The organism is Paractinoplanes pyxinae (assembly GCF_026626335.1).
Taxonomy (GTDB): Bacteria; Actinomycetota; Actinomycetes; order Mycobacteriales; family Micromonosporaceae; genus Actinoplanes; species Actinoplanes pyxinae.
The window spans coordinates 1-21118 of sequence record NZ_JAPNTZ010000009.1; the positions used below are offsets into that span (position 1 = coordinate 1).

Genomic DNA, 21118 nt, shown 5'->3' on the forward strand with positions numbered 1-21118 from the left:
CGGCGTCGCCGGGCTGGCGGGTGTGGGGGACGGCGGGGCGGGTGGGGGTGTGGAGGGGGCCTCCGCTGTGGGTGAGGCGGGCTGGGCAGTGGTTTTCGGCGTACTGGGGGAAGGGTCGCCGGCTGGGGGGACCTTGGGCTTGGTGGTCGGTTGCCCTGCGTCCGGTTCGGGGGCGGCGGGTGGTTCAGCTGCGGGTTTGCTCGCCGGCGGCCCTGGTTCTGTCACGCGGGCAAGTGTGGCAGAGCGGATCTGCCCGAGCCGCCGGACCGGCGCCGCGACATGCGGACGACTGCGCCACCGTCGTGCAGCGATGAGGCCAGGGCCCCGGGGCGGCCGGCCGTGCCGCGTTGCAACGTTGCCAGCAGGCGCGCGGCCGACATCGGGCGGGCGAACAGGTGTCCCTGCCCGGCCACGCAGCCCAGGCTCCACAGCGCGTGCCTCTGCGGCTCGCTCTCGACGCCCTCGGCGATCACCGTCAGGTGCAGGCTGCGGGCCAGGTCGACCGTCGAGCGGATCACCGCCGCCGCCTCGGACGAGGTCTGCACCGAGCCGACGAACTCGCGGTCAATCTTCAGCTGGTGGACCGGGATGTGCGACAGCACCGACAGTGGCGTCACCCCGGTGCCGAAGTCGTCCAAAGCCAGCCGTACGCCGGCCTCGCTCAGTTCGTTCAGCGCGCGCCCCACGACGTCGAGCTGGCTGAGCGTCAGCGTCTCGGCCAGCTCGAAGATAAGGCGGTCGGCCGGCACCGCGTGCCGGTTGAGGCGGGCCAGCACCGTCTCGGGGAAGCTCGGGTCGAGCAGGCTGCGCGGCGACACGTTCACCGCCACCGGCAGGTCGAAGCCGGCCTCGCGCCACAGGTCGGAGGCTTCCAGCGCCTGCTCGAGCACCGCGTCCGCGAACGCCGGCAAGCGGCCGGAGCGTTCCACCGTCTGCAGGAACTCCATCGGCGTGAGGGCGCCGTGCTCGGGGTGATGCCATCGGGCCAGCGCCTCGGCCGCGGCCACCTCGCCACTGCCGAGGTCCACGATCGGCTGGAAGTCGACCACGAACTCCCGCTCGGCCACCGCCCGCTGCAGTTCGCCGCCGAGCATCAGGCGGCTGACGTCGGCCGTGTCCTGCGAGTGGGCGTAGGTGGCGGTCTGCACGCCGGCCCGTTTGGCCTGGTACATCGCGATGTCGGCCCGCCGCATGAGCTCGTTGACGCCGCCGCTGCCGGGGGCCAGCGCGATGCCGCCGGCCGCCTCGACGGTGATCCGCATGCCTTCGACCTCGATGGCCTCGTCGAGCGAGGAGAGCATGGCGTCGGCCCGGTGCCCGGCCATGGCCGGGGTGGGCAGGTCGGTCAGCAGCACCGCGAACTCGTCACCGCCGAGCCGGGCCACCATGTCGCCGGGGGCCGCGCTCTCGCTCAGGCGGCGGGCGACCTTGCGCAGCACCGTGTCGCCCGCGGCATGCCCGAGCGTGTCGTTGATCTCTTTGAAGTGGTTGAGGTCGATCAGCAGCAGGGCGACCACCCCGTCGGTGGCCTTGCCGTCGAATTGGCGCCCGGCCCGCTCGTACAGCTGGCGCCGGTTGGCCAGGCCGGTGAGCGCGTCGTGGGCCGCGTCGTGGGCGTTCTGGGCGTTGATGCGTTCGAGTTCCGCGTACGCGGAAGCATTGCGGATGGCCGTGCAGAGCGCCGACGCGAACGTCTTCAACTTGTACTGCTCGAACTCGGTGAGCTTGATGGCGCCGCCGAAGCGCAGCCGCAGCATGCCCACGCGCAGCGTGCCGTCGTGCGCGACCAGGTCGGTGGCCAGCTCGTCGTCGGTCTGCTTCGGCTCGTCCGGGCGGGCCGGTCCGTCGTACCGGATATGGCCGGCCGACCCGGTGACCACGCGGTCGGTGCCGGCCGAGGTCAGGTCGATCTCGGCCTCGCCGGCGGAGAAGATGACGGCGGCCCGGGAGACCGCCGAGTGCAGCACCTGGGTGAGGTCGACCGCGTTGAGGGCGTCCGTCGCCTCGGCCAGCCGCTGCCACGATTCGCGCTCTTCCCGGGTGCGCATGCTGCCGGTCTGCCAGAGCTGCAGGCAGGCCACGATCATCGGGAGCAGGAGCAGCAGGAAGACGTTGGCCTCGTAGGACAGCAGGGCCAGCGCGATCAGGGTCGCGATCAGCCGGAAGACCTGCCCGACGAGTTTGACGTCGAGGTTCTTGCGCGCGACCTGGCCCAGGGGCTTGTGCGACGAGATGGCGATCACCGGCACGAAGGCGGCTTGGTCGACCACGGCGATCGCGATGAGGGCGAGGACGACGGCGCCGATGGCGAACGGCGGGTGGCTGGTGCTCGGTTCGACGTTCAACGCCAGGAAGACCCCGGCGGCGGCCGAGCCGGCCAGTGTGTCCTTGGCCACCTGCCACGTGTCTTTGAGCAGCCCTCGGCGCATGGCGAGGCGGCGGATGGTGGTGGCCAGGGCCCAGCAGAGGATCACCCAGGGCGCCGGCACCAGAACGAAGCCGATCACCACCGGCACGTCGACCCAGGTGTAGACGTCCTGGTTGGACAGCACGCGGAAGCGGACCCGGAGCCAGCCGGCCACCATGATCGCGAGGAGGATCAGGCCGATGGTCAGGAAGTCGGGCGGGGTGGTCAGTTGAGGCGCGGCGAAGGCCACCACCGTGCCGGCCGCCCCGAGCGCCAGAACGACGACGAGACCGACGAACAGCCGTAGCCGCCGATCGGTCGCGTCGTCGTTGGAGCTTGTGGAGGCCATGCGGATTCCCGTCACCGAGCGCATCGAAGTCGTAGCTTCGGGCTCAAGCCTATTCATCCGAGGCCCATTCGCGCACCTATGCGCTCATTCCCATTCCTGGCCGCTCATGGCTCTCTCCTCGCTGCACCGGGCTCGTGGCCCCCGAATCAGGTCGTGTCGCGACGAAAAGAAACGGTATATGCGGAGAAGCGAGTTTCATAGGGATTGGTGCCGTTTTGCGCAGAACGCGATAACCATTCGAAAATTGATTACCCGCAGTCCTGGCGCGAAAACTCTGCGCAATGGTCAAAGTCGTTTTGGCCGTCGGTGTCCGCATGGCGGACAGTGTCGTTTACCTAACGCTGCGGAATTCCTGCGAAGTTTCCCCGACCGCAGATATTAGCCCCTTTTCCGCACCCCACCTGACCAGCCAAGAGATCCTTAAAATTCGTCGTTGACAAAGGGACTTCTATAAACTCCCGGTATGCCCGACGAATCCCTGCTTACCCATGTCGACGAGGCCGGCGCGGCCCGCATGGTCGATGTCTCGGCCAAGGAAGTGACTGCTCGCAGAGCCGTTGCCGCGGGCCGAGTGGTGACCACGGCTGAGGTGATCGCGCTTCTGCGCGGCGACAACCTTCCCAAGGGCGATGCGCTCGCCGTGGCCCGTCTGGCCGGGATCATGGGCGCGAAGCGGACCCCCGATCTGATTCCGCTTTGTCATCCGATCGGGTTGCACGGTGTCGTAGTCGATCTCGAACTGACCGGAAACGCGATCGAGATCACAGCAACCACCAAGACCGCCGACCGCACCGGCGTCGAGATGGAGGCGCTGACCGCGGTCGCGACGGCCGGCCTCACGATGATTGACATGATCAAGGCGGTCGACCCGGCGGCGAGCATCGAATCCGTGCGGGTGCTCCGCAAAGAGGGCGGCAAGACCGGCGATTGGGTACGACCGGAGGACCGGCCGTGACGATCTCGGCCCGAGTGATCGTGGCCAGCAACCGGGCTGCCGCCGGTGTTTACGCCGATACCAGCGGTCCCCGTCTGGTGGCCGGCCTGCGCGAGCTGGGCTGCACGGTCGGCGACCCGGTGGTCGTGCCGGACGGTGAACCGGTCGCCGACGCCCTGCGCCTGGCCGTGGCCGACGGGGTCGACGTGGTGCTGACCAGCGGCGGCACTGGTGTCACACCGACCGACCGTACGCCCGAGGCGACCCGGAGCCTGCTCGACTTCGAGATCCCGGGCATCGCCGAGGCGATCCGGGCCTACAGCCGCGACAAGGTGCCCGCCGCGGCGCTCTCCCGGGGGCTGGCCGGCGTGGCCGGGCGCACGTTGATCGTCAACCTGCCCGGCTCGACCGGCGGGGCCAAGGACGGCCTGGCCGTGCTCGGGCCGCTGCTGAAGCACACGGTCGACCAGATACACGGCGGCGACCATCCCTCATCGGGTTCGGCTGGATAGGCTCGGCCGGTGAGCATCGAGTGGGAAGAGGCACGCCGGCTGGCCTACGAGGCGGGCCGTGCGGCGGCCGGCCCGGCCGAGCCGGTCGCGCTGCCCGACGCCGACGGCCGCACGCTGGCCGAGCCGCTGCGGGCGCTGACCGATCTGCCGGCCTTTCCCACCTCGAGCATCGACGGCTGGGCCGTGCGCGGTCCGCAGCCGTGGCGGCCCGTGGGCCGGGTGCTGGCCGGCGGCGTGGCCGCGCCGCTGACCGAGGACGGCACCTGCGTCGAGATCGCCACCGGGGCGATGGTTCCGACCGGCGCCGAGGCGCTGGTCCGCATCGAGGCGTCCACACGCGACGATGACGGCCGGGTCCGCGGTGAGCCCCGCCAGGGGTACGTGCCGGAATGGCGCCTGCCGGGCGAAGAGGCGAGCAAGGACGAAGAGCTGTTGCCGGCCGGTACGGCGGTCGACCCGGCCGTGATCGGTGTCGCCGCCACCTGTGGCTACGAATCACTCAACGTGTACCGCCGGCCGCGCGCCGGTCTGCTGGTCTTCGGCGACGAGCTGCTCACCGCCGGAACGCCCGGCGCCGGCCGGGTCCGCGACTCGCTCGGCCCCCAGGTGCCGGGCTGGCTTCGGCGGTACGGGGCGATTGTCGAGCCGGGCTCGGTGACCGGCCCGGTGCAAGACACGCTCGAAGCTCACCTGGCGGCCGTCCGTGGTGCCCTGGCCGGGGCCGAGCTGGTCTGCACGACCGGCGGCACGATGCACGGCCCGGTCGACCACCTGCACCCGACGCTGGCCGAGCTCGGCGCCGAGTACATCGTCAACACCGTGGCCGTGCGGCCCGGCTACCCGATGCTGCTGGCCCGGGTGCCCGGCTCCGACGGGCGCCCGCGATTTCTGGCCGGGCTGCCGGGTAACCCGCAGTCGGCCGTCATCGCGCTGATCACGCTGGTCGCCCCGCTGCTGGCCGGGTTGCAGGGCCGTCCGGCTCCGGCACTGCCCACGGTCGAGGCGGCGGCGAAGGTGCGCGGGCGCGGCGACGACACGCATCTCGCGCTGGCCCGGCTCGACCACGATGGACGGTCGGCCACGCCGGTCGGCCACGTCGGCTCGGCGATGCTGCGCGGCTTGTCGAACGCGCACGGCTTCATCGTCGTCCGCCCGGGCACCGAGGCGGCGCCCGGCGACCTGGTCCCGTTCCTGCCGCTGCCACTAGTGATCGGGGAGCGCCCATGAACGGCGAAGCCCTTCTCGTGATCGGGGAGCGCCCGTGAGCGGCGAAGCCCTTCTCGTGATCGGGGAGCGCCCGTGAACGGCGAAGCCCCGGTGAATGTCGTCCCTCTCGTGATCGGGGAGCGCCCGTGAACGTCGTTGCCGTCGCCGAGGTGCTGGACGCCCCGCTCGACCTGGCCGCCCACGAGAAGGCGGTGGCCGACCCGCGGGCCGGCGCCGTCGTGTCGTTCCAGGGCGTGGTGCGCGACCACGACGACGGCCGCGGCGTCACCCTGCTCGAGTACGAGGGCCACCCGAGCGCGGCCGCCGTGCTGCGCGAGGTGGCCGCCGAGATCGCGGCCGACCCCGACGTCTACGCCGTGGCCGTCTCGCACCGGGTCGGCACGCTGGCCATCGGCGATGTCGCCCTGGTCGCCTCGGTCAGCACGGCCCACCGGGCGGCGGCATTCGCGGCCTGCGCCCGGCTGGTCGACGAGGCCAAGGCCCGGCTGCCGATCTGGAAGCGGCAGGTCTTCACCGACGGCACCGAGGAATGGGTCAACTGCCCCTAGGCCCGGGAATGGCCGGCACCCGGGCCGGCACGGCCGGTCGGCGTACGGGGGTTCGTGCCGGCGCCACGGCCGGCCGCCACGGCAGGGCGTTCATCAGAACAATCACGGCCAGCCCGTACGCGTTCCAGCCCACCGTCCACTGCAGAGGCGACACGAAGATCAGGTAGGTGCCGAGTGCCGCCGCCGCATAGCCCGCTCCGGTGAAGCGACGCGGCCGGGGCCGCCGCCCGATCCGTGACCGGGCCGCCGCGTCGGCGAGGATCAGGACGGCCGGCAGCACCCACACCAGCCCGTGCCCCGTCGTCACCGGCGCGATCGCTGCCCCGGTCAGCCCGACCAGCGTGAACGCCGTGATCTCGTCGCCGTCGGCGTGCGCGCCCCGGGCCCGGATCAGACCGACCGCGAGCAGCAGGGCAGCGAACGAGAGCCAGACCAGCACCGGCGTGCTCGACGAGTCGTAGAGGCGGGCCAGCAAACCGGCCAGCGACTGGTTGGCCGGGTCGCCGATCGATCCGGCGTGGTCGATCGAAAGCGCAAAGCCGCGCGGCTCGACGAGCAGGCCGCCGAGGGTCAGTGTCGTCGCCGTGCCGAGCGCGATCATGGCCGGGCGCCACTGCCGGGTGACGAGCAGATAGAGGATGAACAGGGCGGGCCCGACCGCCAGCGCGGTCGCGACGCCGATGCCGGCGCCGCCCCAGGCCCCGGTCGACCAGGCCCGGCGCAGGCCCTGCGGGCGAGCCGCGGCCGGGTCGGGCCACCAGGCCGCTCGCCGGCGGGCCCAGGCCGCGCGGCGCAGCGCCACCACGTCGGCGACGATCAGGCCGAACAGCAGCACGTCGAGGTGGCCCGCGCCGAGCGTCGCGCGGACCGGTTCGGCCACCAGTGCCAGGGCGGCGGCCGCCAGCGCGACCGGGCCCCGCGTACGGCCGTAGCGACGGGCCACCGGGCCGGCCAGGGCGAACGCGGCCAGCACGAGCGCGGCCAGGCCGGCCAGGGCGAGCAGCCAGGCCGCCACCGTGAGGGGCAGGGACGCGGCCGGAGTGAGCAGAACGTCGGTGATCGGCGGCCGGTCGGACGGCTGTGCCCCGACGGCGGCCAGCGCCTCGGACCCGTACACCCGAAGAGACCAGCCGACCGCCCAGAGCGCGGCCAATCCCCCCAGCCCGACCACAACGGACCTGGAAGTCCGCACGTACTGCCCCAACGCCGGCATGGCGCGACCCCCGTCGCTCTCGTCCTCCGGGCACGGCGAAGCCATGCCCACCACGAAGCCGGGAGAGCGGCGTCATGGCGGGACCGGGCCGCAGCCGAGCGGAAGCGAGCCTAGAAGGCGCAGGCCAGAGCCGCGGCCCCTCGTCCGCTTTAACGCAAAGATCGCGAGTAGGTTGTTAGCCGGGCAATTTGCGCGCGGTGGCCGCGCTCATCGCGGCGATCCTGGCCTCGCGCTTGGCCATCCGCACGGCCCGCTTGACCGAGCGCTGCGAGCGCTTGATCGAGTGCTGCGAGCGGTCGACGGCGTGACTCGCGCGGTAACCCAGGCCCGGCCGGCCCTCGGTGTCGACCGCCGCTAGCAGCAGACCGCCGAGCAGGCCCAGATTCTTCAGGAACTGGGTCTGCTGCGCCTTGCTGTCGGGGCGCGAACGGTCCCAGAACGGGTGACCGGCCACCGTCGTCGGCACCAGGTTGGCCGCCAGCACGAGCGCGGCGGGCCGGGTGAAGTGGCCCGTGGCCAGCGCGACTCCGGCGACCACGTCGCTCGCCCCCTTGATGCGCACCAGCGTCGCGGCGTCGGTGGGGATGCGCGGATCCACCTTTTCCAGCAGCGGCTTCAGCGGGTCGGTGACGCGGCTCGCGGTGTCGGCCGTGACGTCCGGTTTCAGGACCGACCGGACGCCCTGGATGACGAAGATCGACGCGAGCATCGCGCGGGCGGCAGTGCGTACGGGCTTCATGAACTGGTTATACCCGCCCGGCGCGGATCACACCGGCTGCGTGCGCAGGTACCGGCCGAAATGCGGCACGGTGAAGGCCACGGTGCCGCGTTCGCCCGAGTAGATGAGTCCCTTTTTGATCAGCGCGTCGCGGGCCGGTGAGAGGCTGGCCGGCTTGCGGCCCAGCGCGACGGCGATGTCGGCGGTAGGAACGGCCGCGTCCATGTCGTTGCCGGTCTCGCCTTCGCCGGAGAGCACGGCCATGGCCCGCATGTACTCGCGCTCGGCCGGGGTGGCCCGCTCGAACCGGGAGCCGAAGAAGCCCACGGCCAGCTCGGCCTCGGCCTCGGGGGCGGCCACGCGGACGTCGGCGTCGGTCACGGGGGACTGCGGCGCGTGGTCCCAGGTCGCTTTCCCGTACGCCTGCACGAAGTACGGATAGCCGCCGGACTTCTCGTAGAGCAGGTCGAGCGCCTTCGCCTCGTACTCGACCTCTTCCCGCGCGGCCGGGGCGCAGAGAGCGAGATCGGCCGCGACCCGGTCGAGCCGGTCGATGCGCTGGTAGCGGAAGAGGCGCTCGGAGTACGACTTGGCCGCCGACAGCACGGCCGGCAGGTGGGGCAGGCCGGCCCCGACCACGATGAGCGGCGCACCCAGCTGGGACAGCTCATGGCAGGCGGCGCACAGCGCGGAGACGTCGGCCGGGCCCAGGTCTTGCATCTCGTCGATGAACAGCGCGATGCCGGTGCCGACATCGGTGGCCAGCGAGGCGGCGTCGGTGAACAGCTCGACCAGGTCGATCTCGATGTCGCCGGAGTCGGCCCGGCCGCGGGCCGGGGGCACGTCGATGCCGGGCGCCCAGCGGTCGCGCAGCTTGGCCGAGCTGTCGTTGGCCCGCAGCGCGAACGCCTTGAGCACGGCCAGCACGTCGTCGACCCGCTCGGGGTCGCGATGGTGGGGTGCGAGCTCGCGGATCGCCATGTGCAGCGCGGCCGAGACCGGACGGCGCAGCGACTGGTCGGGACGGGCCTCGATCTTGCCGGTGCCCCACAGGCGGCCGATGGCGGCCGAGCGCAAAGTGTTGAGCAGCACCGTCTTGCCGACGCCGCGCAGGCCGGTGAGGACGAGGCTGCGCTCGGGGCGGCCGCGCGCGATGCGCTCGAGCACGACGTCGAACGCGTCGAGCTCACGGTCGCGACCGGCCAGCTCGGGCGGGCGCTGACCGGCGCCGGGGGCGTACGGGTTCCTCACCGGATCCACGCATTGCACCGTATCGGGTCGTCTAGCGAAATGGCTAGAGTGCGCTAGCAAAGCCTCGCGAGTGGTGTCGAGGAAGGTCTAGTTCAATCTAGCTCTGGTGCTAGACAAGGCTAGAGCGCCTTATGCTCCTTGAGGCAGAGCACGAAGTCGAGGTCGTCGAGCGGGCTGTCGTAGAAGAACCACTTGGTGTAGCCGGTGACCTTCGAGCACTTGCGCTCGGCGTCCTTCTCGCCAGTGGTCTTGCCCTTGATCCGCTCAAGCACCTCGTACGTGCCGGTGGTGCAGGCCGTGGCCCGCATGTTGGGCTCGCCGTCGGTGCCCTCGTTGACCACGCAGTCGCCCTTCTTCACGTAGAAGCGGGCGTCCTCGCTGCCCTGCGGAGCCGGGCCGGCGACGGGAGCGGTGGCCGACTCGGTGGGCGAGGCCTGTGTGCCCCGGTCGTCGTTCCGCTTGTTCAGCAGGTAGGCCGTCGCGCCCAGGCCGGCCACGATGAGCAGGCCGAGCGTCACGACCAGGGCGATGATCGCGGTGTTGCGCTTGGGCGGGGGCGGAGGCTGTCTGTCCCAGGAGGACTCGTTGGCGACCGGGCTCATCGGCGCGGAGTGGTAGCTGACCGGCTGCAGCGGGATCGACGGCGGATGACCGCCCCAGGAGGGCTGATCCGCCACGGGCGCGCCTTGGTCACCCCAGGGATCGGCCGGCTCGGCGTACGGCTCGTCGGAGCTCCCGTGCGACCACGGCGGGCCGGAGTACGGGCCGTTCTGGGACATGAGGATTTCCTCCGGAAGCGGATGACGCTGCTGCCACCGTAGCGTGCGGGGCCGACACAAACCTGGACGGAATCGCCGCCGGTGTCGGTAACACGACCCGCACACCGCTCGTCCGGCCACTACGGTGCCGATCCGTGTCCGTGCCTCTGGTGATTCTCGCGGCCGTCTTCGGCGGTTCCGCGGCCGCCTTCCTGCCCCGGGTCGCATATCGGCTCGCTGTCGCGTTCGGCGATCCGCCCCGGTCCGTCTGTGCCTGCGGCCGGCGCTTCGCGACGTGGGTCCGGGTGGGTGCGTCGTGTCCCTGTTCCCCCGCGTACGCGATGACGGTGCTCACCGGCGCGGCGGCGAGCACCCTGCCGGCCGCGGCGCTCGGGCCGTCCCCGGTGCTGCCCGTGCTGCTGCTGGCGGCCGTGCCGGGTCTGCTGCTCGCCCTGATCGACCTGCGCTGCCTGAGGCTGCCGGACCGGCTGGTCGGCGCGCTGGCGATCATCTCGGTGCCGCCGCTGGCGATCCTGCGACCGGAACGCCTGGGACCGGCTCTCCTGGGCGGGGCGGTGGTCCTCACGGCGTACCTGGTGATTGCTCTTCTGCCTGGTCACGGTCTCGGGCTGGGCGACGTGAAGCTGGCCGCCGTGCTCGCCACGATCCTGGGCTTCGCGGGCTGGCCGGCCGTGATCCTGGGACTGGTTGTGCCACACCTGATCAACGGGCCGATCGCGGTCGTGATGCTGCTGACCCGCCGCGGCCGGCCGCTCCCGTTCGGACCGGCACTGCTGGCCGGCGCCCTGATCGGGCTTACAGCAGCCTGAGCTGGCGATCCTTCGGGCGCGCGGGCACCGTGTCGCCCAGCCGCTCGAACAGTCCGGAATCGATCACGTCGAGGAACGGGCTCGGGCTCTGCTCGCGCTCGCTGCCGTGCCGGAAGCGGCGGGCCGCGTGCGTGACGTACAGCCGGTCTTGCGCGCGGGTCAGCCCGACGAAGAACAACCGGCGCTCCTCAGCCAGCTCGTCGGCCGAGGCGGAACTGCCGGGCCAGCGCATCGGCAGCAGGCCGTCCTCCACACCGACCAGGAAGACGACCGGAAACTCCAGGCCCTTCGCGGCGTGCAGGGTCAGCAGGTTGACCGCCTCGGCCCGGGGGTCGAGCGCGTCCACCTCGGCCCCGGTCGCGATCTCTTGCAGGAACCGCGGCAGATCGTCGCCGACCCGCTGGGCCAGCGGGCGCAGCAGGTCGGCCGCGGTCCAGATGTCCTCGGGGGCCAGCTGCTCGCCGTCCAGGGTGGGCGCGGCGAACCGCTGGGCCAGCACCTGCGCGGTCGACTTGAGCCGGGCCGCCAGCGAACCGCCTGTCCCGTCGGCGTGCTGCAGCTCGCGGGCGATCGGCTCGACGCCGGGCCGGTCGCGCAGCCGGTTGTGCGACCGCTTCTGCACGGGCACGCCAGCCCGCGAGAGCGCTTCGACGATCGCCGCCGACTGCGCGTCCGTGCGGTAGAGCACGGCGACGTCCGAGAAGGACAGGTTGCCCGCCGCGACCGACCGGGAGTCGACCCGGCCCGAGTCGAGCGAGCGGTGGGACAGGCCGCCAACCAGGTCGTCGATGGTGCGCACGACGAAGTCGGCCTCGTCGGCGGCGCTCGCGGCGGGGTAGCGGCCGACCAGCGGCGCCTCCGGGTCGAGCCGGGCCGGGTCGAGCCGGCGGCCGTTGACCAGCGTGGACGGGGCGATGGCCTGCACCGCCGCGGCCAGGATCGGCGCCGACGAGCGGTAGTTGCGGGTCAGCCGCACGAGCCGGGCGTCGACGAAGTCCTCGTTGAAGCGCAGGAAGTACTTCACGTCGGCGCCCCGGAACGAATAGATCGCCTGGTCGGGGTCGCCGATCGCGCACAGGTTGCCGTCGGCCGGGCTGAGCAGGCGCAGCAGCTCGTACTGGGTGTCGTCGACGTCCTGGTACTCGTCCACGAAGATCCACTGCCAGCGGCGGCGGTACTTCTCGACCAGTGCCGGCTCGTCACGCAGCAACGCGACCGGCATCGTGATCAGCTCGTCCAGGTCGACCAGGTCTTGCTGGCGCAGCAGTTTCGCGTACGCGAGATCGTCGTCGCCCGCCTGCTCCCGGGCCTCAGCCCGTTCGCCCTCGTCGGCGATCCGCCAGTGCGCGCCCAGCCCGGCCGCCCGCGCGTTCTCCTTCAGGATGGTCAGGCCCACCGAGTGGAACGTGCCGACGGTGATGTCCTCGCCGTCCTTGCCCAGCAGCGCGTCCAGCCGCTCCCGCAGCTCGCCGGCGGCTCGCCGGGTGAACGTGATGGCCAGGCAGCGCTCGGGGAAGACGCCCAGTTCGGCGCAGAGATAGGCGATGCGGTGGGTCAGCGTCCGGGTCTTGCCGGTGCCCGGGCCGGCCACGATCAGCAGCGGTCCGCCGGGGGCCGACGCGGCCACCCGCTGCATCGCGTCGAGGCGGTCGAGCAGGCCGGTGCCGACCTCTTCCATGCCGGCCAGCATCGGCTCGAACGGCTCGTGCGGGCTCGCCGGCGTCGTTATGGGAGGCGGCGGCGTTGACTTCTTGGGCTCTTTGGCCGACTTGGCGGGCTTGGGGCGTGCCGGCTCGGGCTTTCGCTGCTGCGGTACGTCGAACAGCGTCTCCATCTGCGGCGCGCTGGCCCGGTTCCGCAGCTCACCCGGCTCGAACAGAGTGATCACGCCGTACTCGCCGTCGTAGCCGGCCACCCGCCGGACGTCGCCCCGCCGTAGCCGGGTAATGCCCTCACGCAGTTCGTCGCCGCCGGCCTGGCCGATCGCCTCGACCGGCACCCTGCGCAGGATGTCGAGCTCCGAGCCGAGCGTCGCGACCAGATGGTTGAGCTGGGCCTCGACCGTCTTCGACTTCGGGCCGACGCCGTTGATCTCGCCCAGGATCTCGTGCAGCTGGATCAGGTGCTCGACGTGGTCGTCGCGGTGGAACCCGGTGGGCCGGTCGGCCAGATCCTCGACGCGGCTCAGCACGCCCACGGTGAGCGGCTTGCCGCACTCGGGGCAGCGGCCGGCGTGCTCCCGGGTGCGGGCCGGCTCCCAGTTCACGCCGCAGGCCCGGTGCCCGTCGGCGTGGTACTTGCCCTCTTCCGGGAAGAACTCGAGCGTCCCGGCCAGGCCGATCCCGTCGCGCACGGCGGCGTAGTCGGGCTCGCCGGTGAACAGCGTCGCCTCGCGGGCCAGCGCGGCCGGCGAGTGAGCGTCCGAGTTCGACACCAGGCGGTACCGGTCGAGGCTGGAGACCCGCCAGTTCATCTCGGGGTCGGACGAGAGGCCGGTCTCGACGGCGGTGACGTGCTCGGCCAGGTCGGCGTAGCAGTCGGCGATCGCGTCGAAGCCCGACTTGGAGCCCAGCGCCGAGAACCACGGCGTCCAGATGTGGGCCGGAACCAGGTAGCCGCCCGACTCCAGGGTGATCTCGAGCAGGTCGCGTGAGTCGAGGCCGAGGATGGGCCGTCCGTCGGCGGTCAGGTTGCCGATGCGGCCCAGCGCGGTGTTGAACCGGGCGGCCGCCCCGAAGTCGGGCATGTAGATCAGGTGGTGCACCTTGCGCGTACGGTCGTCGCGCTTGTAGATCGTCGAGATCTCGACGCTGAGCATGAACGCCGCCGCCGGGCTCGTCTGCAGCGAGCCCGGCAGGCGCTTGGTCACCTCGGCCTCGTCGGCGTACGCGAACAGCCCGGCGCCTTTGTCGACCAGGTTCTCGCGCAGGTGGTCGAACCAGGCCGGATGCGTGAAGTCGCCCGTGCCGAGCAACGCGATGCCCTTGCGGCGGGCCCACCAAGCCAGGTTGGGCAGGGTCAGATCACGGCTGCACGCACGCGAGAAGCGCGAGTGGATGTGGAGATCCGCGACGTACGTGTCCGCGGCATAACCTGCGTGATCCGAGGGCACGCGCTGCATCCTGTCACGCCCTCCATCGCTCGCACGAATCGCCACGCTTGACGAACTTACGGATCTTGATGCCTCTTCCTCGCTAGGGCGTCCGCAGCTCGATGACGCTCACCTGAGGCGGCGCGCCGACCCGGACCGGCGGTCCCCAGAAACCGGCGCCGTTCGTGACATACACCGGCACGCCGTCGACCTTGCCGAGCCCGGAGACGACCGGTTGCTCCAGCTTGACCAGCAGGTTGAAGGGTGCCATCTGGCCACCGTGCGTATGTCCGGAAACTTGAAGATCAACCCCGAACGGGGCCGCGTCGCGGGCGGCCAGCGGCTGATGGGCCATCAGCACGACGGGCCGCGACGTGTCCCGGTCGCCGAGGGCCTTGGCGAAGTCGGGTGCGTCACCCTCCTCGGCGCCGCCCAGATCGTTGACGCCGGCCAGGTCGAGACCGCCGAGCTCGAGGCGCTCGTTGCGCAGTGGCCGCACGTTCAGGCGCGCGACCTCGTCCACCCACTCCTGGAAGCCCGAGTAGTACTCATGGTTCCCGGTCACGAAGTACGCCCCCTGCCGCGACTGGATCTCGGCCAGCGGCGCCGCGAACCGCCCGAGTTCTGCCACGCTGCCGTCAACAAGGTCACCGACGACGCACACGATGTCCGCCTGCACCGAATTGATCACGTCGACGATGCGCCGGGTGTGATTCATGCCGGTCAACGGCCCGAGGTGGATGTCGGAGACGACGGCCAGCCGCGTGCCGTCCATGGCCCGGGGGAGCTTGGCCAGCGGGATCTGAATGCGGTCGATGCGCGGGCCGCCCAGCGCCGTCTTCACGCCGTACCCGGTGACGCCGGCCGCCGTCAGCCCCGCAAAGATCGCCGCACCGCGGGCCAGGACGAGCCGCCGATCGATGCCGGGCTTGTCGTCGCTGGTCGTCGGCGGCGGCGGCTCGGCGGTCAGCACCGAGGACTCGCCCTGGCCGGCGACGGTCGCGGTTTCCTTTTCCGTACGTCGCTGGGCCCGCCAGACCAGCCGGACCGCCAGCCGCGGAATCTCCAGAACGGCCAGCGTGACCAGCAGATAGAACATGAGCGCGATCCACAGGTACCCCGGCCAGGCCAGCCACGGCACGGCCCCCGACCGAACCCCGATCAGCGTGGCCGGAGCCAGCACGGCCAGCCCCACGACGACAATCGCCCCGATCCGCCGGGCGCGCTTACCGGGCAGCGGATCCTTGACGAGCCGCTTCCACAGATAGAAGTGAATCAGGCCGACGACCACAAAGATCAGCCCGACGAATACCACCAAGAGTTCCTCCCCAGCCACTTTTCCCCGGTCAGTCTCCCGGTCCTACCTGAGAGCACACTGACGAACCCGGCGATCTCCCCGACTTCGTCCGCAGTGCGGCGACGAAGGCTGGCATCTCGTCGGTCTGCCCGGCACTCCGAGCCGAGAGGAAGCGTCAGTCGCTGCCTGAGCCGGGAGGCGGCGTCAGCCGCCGCCTGCGGCCAGGAATCTCAGCCGCCGCCTGCGGCCAGAGGAGATCTCAGCCGCCGGCGAAGGGTGGGAGGACGTCGATGGTGGCGCTCGCCGGCAGGGGCGCGGACTGGTCGTGGCAGGTCAGGCCGTCGACCAGGAAGCTGGCCGCCTTCAGCACCACCCCGAGCCGCTCGCCGTGGCGGTCGGTCAGCCGCTGCTTCAGCTCGTCGAGCGTGCCTGCCTCGACCACCTCGCTGCGGGTGCCGTTGGCGGCCGCCCGCGCGCCGGCGAAGTAGCGCACTGTCAGGGACGACAAGGTCAGCCTCCGATGGCGGACATGGGCCGGGCCGGCTGCAGGAAGGCCGGATCGTCGATGCCGTGGCCGGCTCGCTTGCCGCTCATGGCGACCCGCCACGCCTCGGCCAGCTCGTCGTCCCCGGCGCCGTCGCGGAGCAACTTCCGCAGGTCGCTCTCTTCGGTGGCGAACAGGCAATTGCGCACCTGACCGTCGGCGGTGAGCCGGGTGCGGTCGCAGTCGCCGCAGAACGGCCTGGTCACGCTGCCGATGACGCCGACCCGGGCCGGCTCGCCGGCCGCGTCGACATGGCCGGGAACCAGCCACGTCTCGGCCGGCGCTGTTCCACGTGAAACCGAATCGGGCTGTAGAGAGAACGGCGCCAGGTCGGCCAGGATCTCGTCGGCCGTGACCATCGTGTGCCTGTCCCACTGGTGCTGGGCGTCGAGGGGCATCTGCTCGATGAACCGCAGTTGATAGCCGTGCTCGAGGGCGAAGCGCAGCAGGGCGGGCGCCTCGTCGTCGTTGATGCCGCGCATCAGCACCGTATTGATCTTGACTGGAGTCAGCCCGGCGGAGGCCGCGGCGGCCAGACCGCGTAGCACGTCCGAGAGCCGGTCGCGCCGGGTGAGTGCCTTGAAGCGCTCCGGATCGAGCGTGTCGAGCGAGACGTTGACCCGGTCGAGCCCGGCCTCGCGCAGCGGCCCGGCCAGCCGTTCGAGCCCGATGCCGTTCGTCGTGAGCATCAGCGTGGGCCGCGGCTCGAGCCGGGCCGCCGCCTGCACGATGCTGGTCAGCCCTCGCCGCAGCAAAGGCTCGCCGCCGGTGAACCGCACCTCTTGGATGCCCAGCCGCTCGACCGAGACCCGGATGAGCCGGATCACCTCGTCGTCGGTCAGCTGCTGCTCGCGGGGCAGCCAGGCCAGGCCCTCTTCCGGCATGCAGTAGGTGCAGCGCAGATTGCAGCGATCGGTCAGGGACACGCGCAGGTCGGTGGCCACTCGCCCGAATCGATCGGCGAGCGGGATGACGGCCCCACCACGCATGCTCACGGATCGAATCTATCCGCTTGAGCCGGGGATGACCTCCGTCGAACCCGGCCTGTGGACAGCCGACTCGATCACAGGGCCCGCAGGGCGGATTCGGCGGCCGATCGAACCGAGGCGCGATAGCCCTCCCCGAACGCCGCCGTGTGCACGAGCAACAGGTGCAGCTGGTGCAGCGGCACCCGTTCTTCCCAGCCGTCGGCCAGGGCATACACCTCGTTGTAGGCGCCCAGGATGGTCGACAGGAAGGGTGCGCCGCCGAACAGGGCCAGTTCGGCCAGGTCGGTCTCGCGGTGGCCGCCGTGCGCCGCCGGGTCGATGAGCCAGGCCCGGCCGTCGGCGCCCCACAGGACGTTCCCGGGCCACAGGTCCCCGTGAGTCCGGCTCGGCGGCTCGCTCACGACGTACACCGCAAGGGTCTTGATAATGCGCTCGACCAGTTGAGCGTCGGCCGGTGTGAGCGCTCCGCGGTCGACCGAAATCTTCAGGTACGGAAGGAGTCGGCGCTCGGCGAACCAGGGCTCCCACGAGCCGCCGGCCAGTGTGTTGTCGAGGCTCAGGGGCCCGATGAAACCGTCCCAGTCGGCGCCGAAGGACGGGGCGCCTGCCCGATGCAAAGCGGCCAGATCACGTCCGAGCTGCTCCGCGCCCTCCCGGGTGGGCTCACCGGGTTCGATCCACTCGGTCGCGATCATCGACGGCAGGGCGGCGATGACCTCGGGCACCGGCGCTCCACCCTCGCGTAACCATCGAAGACCGGAAGCTTCGGCGGTGAAGAAGCCCGCCGGAGCCTCCCCGGCCGTCCACGTCTTGGCGAAGACCGAGGTGCCGTCGTCGAGCGTGAGCCGGCTCGCCGTCGACACACTCCCGCCACCCACCGGCGTCTCACGAAGGCGCTGGTGGGTGAGAAATGTCGGGAGGTGCTGCGGGTGCGCGCGCAAGTACGCCTGGTCCACCGCCTTATCTTGCGCTTCGGCTTACGCCTGTCCGAAATCGGAGTCAAAATGTCGGCATGAGCCCTGTCACAGTGCGTTCGTACCGTCCGAGTGACCACTCCGCGGGCCGTCAGCTGTGGTCCGAGCTGACCAATCAGCACAACCGGATGTACGGCGTGCCCGACCAGGACGCCGGCGAGGGCTTCGAGGAATACCTCACCCGGCTCGATCTGGGCGGGCTGTGGGTGGCCGACCACGCCGACGACGGGGTGATCGGCATGGTCGGGCTGGTGATCCGGGGCCGGGCCGGCGAGGTCGAGCCGATCGTGGTCACGGTCTCGCACCGGCACAAGGGCGTCGGCCGCAAGCTGCTGCGGCACGTGGCCGGCGAGGCCCGCCGCCGGAACATGACCGCGCTGACGATCTCGCCCGAGTCCCGCAACGTCGACGCGATCCGCAGCCTGCACGCGGCCGGCTACGACGTCGTCTCGTCGTTCGAACTGACCCTCGACCTGAACCGCACGCCGCACGAGTGGCAGCAGGAAGGCCTCGAACTGCACGAGCTTCCGTTCCGCTCCTAGCTGGGACTTCGTCGAACCGGCCGGTGGATAACCCGCGTGTCGTCCACAGGCCGGCCGCTTGGCACTCGCGACGGGCCGCCGGAAGGCCAATCTGCACGGCATGACTCCCGTGTGCACGCTCATGGTGCGAACCCCGGCCGACCTCATCGCCGTCACGCCGTTCCTGCTGGGCTTTCATCCGGCCGACAGCCTGGTGGTGATCGGCCTGGCGGGCCGCTCGATCGACTTCATCGGACGCCACGACTTGCCGCCGCCCGGCGACCACAGCATCGAATCGGCCGCACCCCTGATCGCTCGTCAGGGAGTGCGGGAAGTCGCCTTGATCGGCTACGGCGCGCCCGGGCCGGCGCGCTCGGCCATCGACGACTTCGACGCCGCCCTCGGCCGGGTCGGCGTCCGGGTGCGTGAGGCGCTGCGGGTCACCGGCGGCCGCTGGTTCAACGTGCACTGCGACGACCGCGACTGCTGCGCGCTCGACGGCCACCCGGTTCCGTCGCCGCACAACCCGATCGCCGCCGCCGCGGTCTTCCAGGGGCACGTCGCCCTGCCCAACCGGCAGGCCCTGGTCAAGCAGGTGGCGCCGGTCGAGGGCGAGGAACGCCGGCAGATGGCCGCCGCCACGGCCGCCCTCAATCTGCGGCTCGGCGAGGGCGTTTCCCGCACGCTGGTGGGACGGGCGGGCCGGGCCGCGGTGCGTCAGGCGGAACGGAAGCACGCCGCCGGCCAGTCGCTGACCTACGACGAAACGGCCCTGCTGGGCGCCCTTCTGGTGGGCCGGACGACGTTCGACTACGCGCTGCACCGCATCTCCGGCGAGCCGTGGCGGGTCCAGCAGTGGACCGAGGTGACGCGCCGGGTCGAGGCGCCCTTCGTGCCCGGTCCGGCCGCCTTGCTGGGGTACGCGGCGTGGCGGGCCGGCCTCGGACCGCTGGCCCGGGTCGCGGTCGACCGGGCGTTGCGCCAAGACCCGTACCACCGCTTCGCCGGCATCCTCGACGGTCTGCTCGCCGCCGGTGTCGGCCCCGGCGCCGTCGAAAGCTTCGTCCCGCCGGTCGGCGGCGAGCGAAGGGCCTCCTAGGTGTCAGACCGTGACGCGTTCCGGCGACGTGTAGACGTTCATGCTCTTGCCCCGCAGAAAGCCGACCAGCGTCATCCCGGCCTCGTCGGCCAGCTCGGCGGCCAGGGTGCTCGGCGCCGACACGGCCGCCAGCAGCGGCAACCCGGCCATCCAGGCCTTCTGCGTGAGCTCGAAGCTGGCCCGCCCCGACACGAGCAGCACGTGCCCGGTCAGCGGCAGCCGGCCCTCGCGCAGCGCCCACCCGATCACCTTGTCGACGGCGTTGTGCCGGCCCACGTCCTCGCGCAGCACCAGCAGCTCGCCATCGGCGGTGAACAGCCCCGCCGCGTGCAGGCCACCCGTGCGGTCGAAGGTGCGCTGGGCCGCCCGCAACCGGTCGGGCAGCTCGACGAGTGTGCTCGCCGGGATGCTGAGCGGGTCGCCCGAGACGTCGAACTGCGAGCGGGTGCGGACGGCGTCGATGCTGGCCTTGCCGCACACCCCGCACGAGCTGGTGGTGTAGAAGTTGCGGCTCGGGTCGGTGACCGGCGGCGGCACGTCGGCCCCGAGCACGATGTCGACCACGTTGTAGGTGTTCGGGGTGTCGGTGCCGGCGCAGAGCTGGGCGGTCGCCACGTCGCCGGCGTCGCGGATGATGCCCTCGGTGAGCAGGAAACCCATGGCCAGGTCGATGTCCTGCCCCGGGGTGCGCATGGTGACCGCCAGCGGCGCCTTGCGGACGCGGATCTCCAGGGGTTCCTCGGCCGCGAGGTCGTCCGGGCGGCGGCGCGGATCACCGGTCGCCTCGAGATTGATCTTCACGACCGGCCGCCGGGTCATCGTCCTCGCCATTCCTCGAGCGTAGGCCGCTCGGCGGCGTCCGGCTCGTTACCGGAGGGGCGCCGTGACACCCCAGGGACATGGAGTGATCAACGACTGGTAACTGAGCGCGCGGTCACGCTCGACACGCGGTCGGGATACGGTACGTACGTGGGGGGATATGCGGCGGTGGTGCTGGCCGGCGGAGCTGCGCGGCGGATGGGTGGTGCGGACAAGCCGACCCTGACCGTGGCCGGGCAGTCCATGCTGACCCGCGTGCTCGCCGCGGTGCACGACGCCGACCCCCGGGTGGTCGTCGGCCGGGTGCCGCCCGACCTTCCCGTCCAGGTGCACTCCACCCGCGAGGATCCGCCCGGCAGCGGCCCGGTGGCGGCCACCGCGGCGGGGCTGGCGCTGGTGCCCGACGACGTTTCCTACACGGCGCTGCTGGCGGCCGACCTGCCGCTGCTCACCGGCGAGGCGATCGACGTGCTGCGCCTGACCGCCGAGTCGGCGCCCATGCAGGGCGCGGTCTATCGCGACGCCGAGGGCCGGCGGCAGATGCTGTGCGGCGTGTGGCGCACGGCCGCCCTGCGCCAGGCGCTGGCCGGCGTGCTCGAAGAGCGAGGCAGCCTGGACGGCGCCTCGGTGCGTGAGCTGATGAACCACCTGCGCGTCGCCGAGGTCTCGTGGCGGCGCCCGGGCCCGCCCCCGTGGTTCGACTGCGACACCGACGACGATCTGCGTACGGCCGAAGAGTGGGCCCGATGAACCAGCTCGACGCCTGGGTCGCCGCCGCCGGCGAGCAGGCCGGCGTCGATCCGGCCGACATCCCGACCCGGCTGGTGCTCGACCTGGCCCGCGACGTCGCCCACGGCGTGGTGCGCCCGGGTGCGCCCGTGACCGCCTACCTGCTCGGATTGGCCGTCGGCCGCGGCGCCGACCCGGCCGAGGTCGCTGCCCGGTTGAGCGAACTGGCCGGGTCCTGGGCGCCGCCGGGCGACAGGCCTCAACCGCCCATCCCCTGAGAGAGGGCAGAGGGGGCGGACGCCGCTCGA

At 71.6% G+C, this 21118-nt stretch carries 20 protein-coding genes; 9 read left to right on the plus strand and 11 right to left on the minus strand.

Features of this window, described 5'->3' with window-relative positions:
• Positions 1–221 precede the first annotated feature (221 nt).
• Positions 222–2756: a putative bifunctional diguanylate cyclase/phosphodiesterase gene (locus OWR29_RS24935; RefSeq protein WP_438872658.1), complete on the minus strand. Its 2535-nt coding sequence runs from the start codon at positions 2754–2756 to the stop codon at positions 222–224.
• A 463-nt stretch (positions 2757–3219) separates the two neighbouring features.
• On the opposite strand from OWR29_RS24935, the gene moaC reads away from it, so the two are divergent.
• The 4 genes from moaC to OWR29_RS24955 all read left to right on the plus strand — a co-directional run bounded on the left by moaC (position 3220) and on the right by OWR29_RS24955 (position 5977).
• Positions 3220–3711, plus strand: coding sequence for a cyclic pyranopterin monophosphate synthase MoaC (moaC, locus tag OWR29_RS24940; RefSeq protein WP_267565646.1), 492 nt, complete (start codon positions 3220–3222; stop codon positions 3709–3711).
• On the plus strand, positions 3684–4202 hold the full coding sequence (locus OWR29_RS24945; RefSeq protein WP_267565647.1) for a MogA/MoaB family molybdenum cofactor biosynthesis protein: 519 nt from the start codon (positions 3684–3686) through the stop codon (positions 4200–4202). The genes moaC and OWR29_RS24945 overlap by 28 nt, the downstream gene beginning before the upstream one ends.
• Positions 4203–4211: 9 nt before the next feature.
• On the plus strand, positions 4212–5429 hold the full coding sequence (locus OWR29_RS24950) for a molybdopterin molybdotransferase MoeA (RefSeq protein ID WP_267565648.1): 1218 nt from the start codon (positions 4212–4214) through the stop codon (positions 5427–5429).
• A 125-nt stretch (positions 5430–5554) separates the two neighbouring features.
• Positions 5555–5977 (plus strand): molybdenum cofactor biosynthesis protein MoaE, encoded by a 423-nt coding sequence (locus tag OWR29_RS24955; RefSeq protein ID WP_267565649.1) that lies wholly within the window; start codon positions 5555–5557, stop codon positions 5975–5977.
• Here OWR29_RS24955 and OWR29_RS24960 read toward each other — a convergent pair.
• The 4 genes from OWR29_RS24960 to OWR29_RS24975 all read right to left on the minus strand — a co-directional run bounded on the left by OWR29_RS24960 (position 5964) and on the right by OWR29_RS24975 (position 9938).
• Positions 5964–7169 (minus strand): glycosyltransferase family 87 protein, encoded by a 1206-nt coding sequence (locus tag OWR29_RS24960; RefSeq protein ID WP_267565650.1) that lies wholly within the window; start codon positions 7167–7169, stop codon positions 5964–5966. The two genes, OWR29_RS24955 and OWR29_RS24960, sit on opposite strands and share 14 nt — an antisense overlap.
• Before the next feature lie 196 nt (positions 7170–7365).
• On the minus strand, positions 7366–7929 hold the full coding sequence (locus tag OWR29_RS24965) for a DoxX family protein (RefSeq protein ID WP_267565652.1): 564 nt from the start codon (positions 7927–7929) through the stop codon (positions 7366–7368).
• A gap of 27 nt (positions 7930–7956) precedes the next feature.
• Positions 7957–9168: an ATP-binding protein gene (locus tag OWR29_RS24970; RefSeq protein ID WP_267565654.1), complete on the minus strand. Its 1212-nt coding sequence runs from the start codon at positions 9166–9168 to the stop codon at positions 7957–7959.
• 110 nt (positions 9169–9278) lie between these two features.
• A complete protein-coding gene (locus OWR29_RS24975; RefSeq protein WP_267565655.1) occupies positions 9279–9938 on the minus strand; it encodes an LppU/SCO3897 family protein in 660 nt (219 codons plus the stop codon).
• Between the two features lie 134 nt (positions 9939–10072).
• Between OWR29_RS24975 and OWR29_RS24980 the strand changes: the two genes are divergently transcribed.
• Positions 10073–10747, plus strand: a complete 675-nt coding sequence (locus OWR29_RS24980) for a prepilin peptidase (RefSeq protein ID WP_267565656.1) — start codon at positions 10073–10075, stop codon at positions 10745–10747.
• Here the strand turns inward: OWR29_RS24980 and OWR29_RS24985 are convergent.
• The 5 genes from OWR29_RS24985 to OWR29_RS25005 all read right to left on the minus strand — a co-directional run bounded on the left by OWR29_RS24985 (position 10734) and on the right by OWR29_RS25005 (position 17624).
• Positions 10734–13868 (minus strand): UvrD-helicase domain-containing protein, encoded by a 3135-nt coding sequence (locus tag OWR29_RS24985; protein WP_267565658.1) that lies wholly within the window; start codon positions 13866–13868, stop codon positions 10734–10736. The two genes, OWR29_RS24980 and OWR29_RS24985, sit on opposite strands and share 14 nt — an antisense overlap.
• Positions 13869–13941: 73 nt before the next feature.
• Positions 13942–15156 carry a metallophosphoesterase gene (locus tag OWR29_RS24990; protein ID WP_438872652.1) on the minus strand — a complete coding sequence of 405 codons (1215 nt, stop codon included), beginning with the start codon at positions 15154–15156 and terminating at the stop codon, positions 13942–13944.
• 238 nt (positions 15157–15394) lie between these two features.
• Positions 15395–15649, minus strand: a complete 255-nt coding sequence (locus tag OWR29_RS24995) for a MoaD/ThiS family protein (RefSeq protein ID WP_438872659.1) — start codon at positions 15647–15649, stop codon at positions 15395–15397.
• On the minus strand, positions 15646–16668 hold the full coding sequence (gene moaA, locus OWR29_RS25000; RefSeq protein ID WP_267566061.1) for a GTP 3',8-cyclase MoaA: 1023 nt from the start codon (positions 16666–16668) through the stop codon (positions 15646–15648). The genes OWR29_RS24995 and moaA overlap by 4 nt, the downstream gene beginning before the upstream one ends.
• A gap of 74 nt (positions 16669–16742) precedes the next feature.
• Complete coding sequence (locus OWR29_RS25005; RefSeq protein ID WP_267565660.1) at positions 16743–17624, minus strand: fructosamine kinase family protein; 882 nt, start codon at positions 17622–17624, stop codon at positions 16743–16745.
• A 56-nt stretch (positions 17625–17680) separates the two neighbouring features.
• On the opposite strand from OWR29_RS25005, the gene OWR29_RS25010 reads away from it, so the two are divergent.
• The gene (locus OWR29_RS25010) at positions 17681–18184 is read left to right on the plus strand and encodes a GNAT family N-acetyltransferase (protein ID WP_267565662.1); all 504 of its coding nucleotides are present in this window, start codon (positions 17681–17683) and stop codon (positions 18182–18184) included.
• A 100-nt stretch (positions 18185–18284) separates the two neighbouring features.
• Complete coding sequence (locus OWR29_RS25015) at positions 18285–19262, plus strand: DUF4192 domain-containing protein (protein ID WP_267565663.1); 978 nt, start codon at positions 18285–18287, stop codon at positions 19260–19262.
• A gap of 3 nt (positions 19263–19265) precedes the next feature.
• Here OWR29_RS25015 and fdhD read toward each other — a convergent pair whose 3' ends face one another.
• On the minus strand, positions 19266–20093 hold the full coding sequence (gene fdhD / locus OWR29_RS25020) for a formate dehydrogenase accessory sulfurtransferase FdhD (RefSeq protein WP_267565664.1): 828 nt from the start codon (positions 20091–20093) through the stop codon (positions 19266–19268).
• Between the two features lie 138 nt (positions 20094–20231).
• Between fdhD and mobA the strand changes: the two genes are divergently transcribed.
• The gene (gene mobA, locus OWR29_RS25025; protein WP_267565665.1) at positions 20232–20831 is read left to right on the plus strand and encodes a molybdenum cofactor guanylyltransferase; all 600 of its coding nucleotides are present in this window, start codon (positions 20232–20234) and stop codon (positions 20829–20831) included.
• Positions 20828–21088: a DUF6457 domain-containing protein gene (locus tag OWR29_RS25030; RefSeq protein ID WP_267565666.1), complete on the plus strand. Its 261-nt coding sequence runs from the start codon at positions 20828–20830 to the stop codon at positions 21086–21088. Before mobA ends, OWR29_RS25030 begins: the two co-directional genes overlap by 4 nt.
• Positions 21089–21118: the final 30 nt, after the last annotated feature.